5 protein-coding genes are annotated in these 5,412 nt (G+C 31.3%); all 5 read left to right on the top strand.

The genetic code is table 11. From position 1 onward, the window contains the following. A partial coding sequence (locus AACZ53_RS13580) for an ATP-binding protein (protein WP_339839530.1) occupies window positions 1-165 on the top strand: 165 nt, incomplete at its 5' end. Window positions 166-167: 2 nt separating this feature from the next. After that, the gene (locus AACZ53_RS13575) at window positions 168-530 is read left to right on the top strand and encodes a response regulator (RefSeq protein ID WP_339839527.1); all 363 of its coding nucleotides are present in this window, start codon (window positions 168-170) and stop codon (window positions 528-530) included. A 110-nt stretch (window positions 531-640) separates the two neighbouring features. Continuing rightward, on the top strand, window positions 641-2,536 hold the full coding sequence (locus tag AACZ53_RS13570; RefSeq protein ID WP_339839525.1) for an acetate--CoA ligase: 1,896 nt from the start codon (window positions 641-643) through the stop codon (window positions 2,534-2,536). Window positions 2,537-2,662: 126 nt separating this feature from the next. After that, window positions 2,663-4,570 (top strand): acetate--CoA ligase, encoded by a 1,908-nt coding sequence (acs, locus tag AACZ53_RS13565; RefSeq protein ID WP_339839522.1) that lies wholly within the window; start codon window positions 2,663-2,665, stop codon window positions 4,568-4,570. A gap of 96 nt (window positions 4,571-4,666) precedes the next feature. Beyond that, window positions 4,667-5,412, top strand: a 746-nt coding sequence (locus tag AACZ53_RS13560; RefSeq protein WP_339839519.1) for a DUF5117 domain-containing protein, incomplete at its 3' end; no start/stop codon positions are given.

The raw sequence follows: 5,412 nt of genomic DNA, 5'->3' as shown, positions 1-5,412 counted from the left end.
TCCACTAATCAAAACATCAAAAAACCTGTGGGTAGTGGTTTAGGATTAGCGATTTGTAAACAAATAATAGAGCATCATAAAGGAAATATTTGGGCAGAAAAGGCTATGAATGGTGCAAATATTTCATTTACTTTGCCAGTTGAATTAATAGTAGAAATAGAATAAAAATGAAGAAGATATTAATAGTTGACGATGAGCCAAACATCATAATGGCATTAGAATACACCTTTAAAAAAAAAAATTTTGAAGTATTTATTGCTCGTGATGGGCAAGAAGCTCTTGATATTTTAAAATCAAACTCTCCTGATATCATCATTTTGGATGTCATGATGCCCATGGTGGATGGTTACGCTACTTTAGAACAAATTAAAAAAGACAAAAACTTAAACCATACAAAAGTTATTTTTCTTTCAGCAAAAAATAAACCTGCAGATATCGAAAAAGGTTTGTCTCTTGGTGCTGATGCCTATCTAACTAAACCCTTTTCTATTAAAAATGTAGTTGATAAAGTTTTTGAATTAGTTTCTTAACAAGTTTAATAAATAACTATACCTAGTTAGCAATATTTTTTCCTATTACATTTTGATTTTCTTTATATTTACTATGTAAAATTAACACAACCACAAAGTAGTATATAGTAATGAATTATAAAGAAATTTATTCTCAAAGTATTGATTCACCTGAGCAATTTTGGGAAACACAAGCAAAACAATTAGATTGGTACAAACAACCAAAAACTATTTTATCAAAGGATAAAAACGATTATCCTCTTTGGTTTGAAGATGGAGCATTAAATATGTGTTATTTAGCAATAGATAAACATGTTGAGGATGGATTTGGAGAACAAATTGCTATCATATTTGATTCTCCTGTTACACAAACTGTTAAAAAGTATACATACAACGAAGTAAAAATAGAAGTAGCCAAATTAGCTGGAGGTTTTATATCCTTAGGATTAAAAGAAGGTCATACGGCTATTGTATATATGCCAATGATTCCACAAGCAGCTTTTGCTATGTTAGCTTGTGCTCGAATTGGAGTTACCCATTCAGTAGTTTTTGGAGGATTTGCTCCTCATGAATTAGCTATCCGAATTGACGATTGTAAACCTAGAGTAATTATAACAGCTTCTTCTGGAATTGAAGTGGATAGAGTAATTGCTTATAAACCTATGGTTGATGAAGCTATAACTTTAGCAGAACATAAGCCTAAAAAAGTTATTGTTTTTAATCGAAAACTTGGCGCAAAAGTCCCTTTTAAAAAGTATGATGTAGATTATGATGCTTTAGTTTATGGTTCAGATGAAGCTGATTGTGTTTCTTTAAATGCAACACATCCGTTATATGTTTTATATACTTCAGGTACAACAGGAAAACCAAAAGGAATTGTCAGAGATACAGGTGGTTATGCCACAGCACTTAAATTTTCAATGCAACAAATTTATGGTGTAAAAGAAAACGATGTTTTTTGGGCTGCATCAGATGTTGGTTGGGTTGTAGGGCATAGTTTTATAGTTTACGGACCATTAATAAATAGAAATACAACAATTATTTTTGAAGGAAAACCCATAAAAACTCCAGATGCTTCTACTTTTTGGAGAGTTGTTGCTGAACATAAAGTAAATGTTATGTTCACTGCTCCAACAGCTATTAGAGCGATAAAAAAAGAAGATCCAAATGGAGAATTTATAAAACAATATGATTTAAGCAATTTAAGAACTCAATTTTTGGCTGGTGAACGTTGTGATGTTGCTACTTTAGAATGGTATCAAAAACATATTCCAATTCCGGCTATTGATCATTGGTGGCAAACAGAATCAGGTTGGCCTATGATTGCTAACATGATGGGTATCGAATATTTGCCTATAAAACCAGGTTCGGCGGGAAAAGCTGTTTCTGGTTATGATATTAGAATTTTTAATGAGGTAGGAGAAGAATTAGGACCAAATGAAGAAGGATATGTGGTTATAAAATTACCACTACCACCAGGTACATTATTAGATTTATGGAAAGATAATGAACGATTTAAAGCTGGTTATTTGAATAAATTTCCAGGATATTACTTTTCTGGAGATGGTGGCTATATAGATGATGATAACTACATTTATATAACAGGTAGAGTAGATGATGTAATCAATGTTGCTGGCCACCGACTTTCTACTGCTGAAATGGAAGAAATTGTATCTTCTCATGACGTTGTTGCTGAATGTGCAGTAATCGGTATAAATGATGATCTTAAAGGTCAAATACCATTAGCATTGGTAGTTACAAAATCCGGTGAAATAATGGAAAATTTCCAATTAGAGCATGAAATAGTGCAGCTAGTTAGAACCCAAATAGGAGCTGTGGCTAGTTTAAGAAATGTAGTTGTGGTAGAAAGATTGCCTAAAACTCGATCTGGGAAGATTTTGAGAAAATTGTTAAGAAGCATAGTTGATGGCGATAATTATCAAATTCCTTCTACAATTGACGACGAAACAATTATTGATGAAGTAAAAGAAGAATTTCAAAAATATAAAATAGGATCATTCAAATAGATATGGTCTATATTAATTTAGCAATAAAAAATTTATCAAAACAAACAGATTTCATATATTTACATTTCATATATTGCTAAAAGCTAATTACTGAATACTAACAACTGAACACTGAAAATCAACAATATGAGTTACTATAAAATAAAAGATTTAGAAAACTATTTTAAAATGTATAAAAAATCGGTTCGTGAGCCTAGAAAATTCTGGGACAAGATTGCCGATGAGGAGTTTACTTGGTACCAAAAATGGGATAAAACCTTTGAATTTGATATGCAAGAAGCTAATTTTAAATGGTTTGTAAATGGAAAATTAAATATAGTTAAGAACTGTATTGACAGACATTTAAACAAAAGAGGTGATAAAACTGCTATTATTTTTGAACCAAATGATCCAAAAGAAGAAGCACAACATATAACTTATAATGATTTATATGTTAGAGTAGCTAAGATGGCTAATGTTTTACAAGAACATGGCATTCAAAAAGGAGATAGAGTTTGTATTTACTTACCTATGATTCCAGATTTAGCAATAGCAACTTTAGCTTGTGCTCGAATTGGGGCAATACATTCTGTTGTTTTTGCAGGTTTTTCTGCTTCGGCAGTTGCTGCTCGTATAAATGATAGTGAATGTAAAATGGTCATTACTTCTGATGGAGGATTTAGAGGAAACAAAACCATAGATTTGAAAGGAATTGTTGATGAAGCCTTAAAAAATTGTCCCTCTATTGAAACTGTTTTAGTTGCAAAAAGAACAAATGTTGAAATTGCAATGAAAGAAGGGCGTGACAAATGGTTACAGCCTTTATTAAACAGTGCAATGTCTTCTCACGTAGCTGAAATTATGGATTCAGAAGATCCTTTATTTATACTTTATACATCTGGTTCAACGGGTAAACCAAAAGGAATGGTTCATACAACTGGTGGTTATATGGTTAACACAGCATATACATTTAAAAATGTATTTAATTATGAAGAAAATGATGTATACTGGTGTACTGCCGATATAGGTTGGATTACCGGACATTCATATATTTTATACGGACCTTTATTAAATGGTGCTACAACCGTAATTTTTGAAGGTGTTCCTTCTTACCCAGATTATAGTCGTTTTTGGGAAGTTATTGAAAAACATAAAGTCAATCAATTCTATACGGCTCCAACAGCTATTCGTGCTTTAGCTAAAGAAAATCTTGATTATGTTCAACGTTTTCAATTAGAAACTTTAAAAGTTATTGGTTCCGTTGGTGAACCTATTAATGAAGAAGCTTGGCATTGGTATAATGATCACGTAGGAGGAAAGCGTTGTCCTTTAGTAGATACATGGTGGCAAACTGAAACTGGTAGTATAATGATTTCGCCAATTCCTTTTGTAACACCAACAAAACCAACTTACGCTTCTTTACCATTGCCTGGTGTTCAACCCGTTTTAATGGATGAATTGCGTAACGAAATTGAAGGTAATCAAGTAACTGGAAGTTTGTGTATTAAATTTCCTTGGCCATCAATGGCTAGAACGATTTGGAATGATCATAAACGTTATAAAGAAACTTATTTTACAGCTTTTCCAGGTAAATATTTCACTGGAGACGGTGCTTTACGTGATGAAGTAGGTTATTACAGAATTACAGGTAGAGTTGATGATGTAATTATTGTTTCTGGACATAATTTAGGAACTGCTCCAATTGAAGATGCAATAAACGAACATCCAGCTGTAGCTGAAAGTGCCATTGTTGGTTTTCCTCACGATATTAAAGGAAATGCACTTTATGGCTATGTAATCCTAAAAGAATCTGGTGAAGGTAGAGATAGAGATAATTTAGCTAAAGAAATTAACGAGATGATTTCTAACCAAATTGGTCCAATTGCTAAACTAGATAAAATTCAATTCGTATCAGGTTTACCAAAAACGCGCTCAGGAAAAATTATGCGTAGAATTTTACGTAAAATAGCAGAAGGAGATTATTCTAATTTTGGTGATATATCTACACTTCTAAATCCTGAAATTGTAGAAGAAATTAAAGAAGGTAAGATATAATATTTGCTTTTAATTTAAAAAGAAGAAACTGTTTCAATAATGAAGCAGTTTTTTTTTATTCCAAATCCTTATATTTGAAATTCTAAAAAAACAATAATGCGAAAGATTACTATACTATTGCTTGTAAGTTTGTTTATTCAAACAAACTATACATATTCACAGTCTAAAAGAAAGATAAGAAAATTAGAGGAAAAAGCACAATTGCTTAAAAAAGATTCTCAATCTGAAAAGAAAAAAGAAACAAAAATTAAGGAGTACGATCAAGTAATAACCAAGAAAGCAATTACAGACGATGGGTTATTTAAAAGTCATAATGTTGATGATAAATACTATTTTGAAATTCCAAATTTACTATTAAACAAAGAAATGTTATTGGTAAGCAGAATTGCTAAAATTCCTTCTGGACTTGGTGGTGGTTATGTAAATGCTGGTTCATCCGTTAATGAACAATTGATTGTCTGGGAAAAATTTCAAGATAAAGTACTACTAAAAGTTAAATCTTTTGAATCTATAGCTAATGATAGTTTGCCAATTAATATATCTGTCAGAGCCAATAACTATGAACCCACTTTGTTTGCTTTTGATATTGCTGCTTTTTCTAAAGATTCCTCATCAATAGTAATTGATGTGACAAAGTTTTATGCTTCTGATGTTAAAGCATTAAGTGGATTATCATCTAAAATGAGAGAAACTTATAAGGTTAAAAACTTAGATGATTCAAGAAGTTTTATCACTTCTGTTAAATCATTTCCAATGAATATCGAAGTAATTCAAGACTTTACTTACAATGCCTCTAATCCATCTATGTTAGAAAATACAGAGACAATTAGTTTACAAATGAA

The sequence above is a fragment of the uncultured Flavobacterium sp. genome (genome assembly GCF_963975005.1).
GTDB lineage: Bacteria > Bacteroidota > Bacteroidia > Flavobacteriales > Flavobacteriaceae > Flavobacterium.
The sequence above is the reverse complement of the archived record's forward strand: the minus strand, read 5'-3'. Positions and strand labels throughout refer to the sequence as shown.

Coding starts and splice junctions, on each gene's coding strand:
- AACZ53_RS13575 (WP_339839527.1), top strand. CDS start 168: ATGAAGAAGATATTAATAGTTGACGATGAGCCAAACATCATAATGGCA.
- AACZ53_RS13570 (WP_339839525.1), top strand. CDS start 641: ATGAATTATAAAGAAATTTATTCTCAAAGTATTGATTCACCTGAGCAA.
- acs (WP_339839522.1), top strand. CDS start 2,663: ATGAGTTACTATAAAATAAAAGATTTAGAAAACTATTTTAAAATGTAT.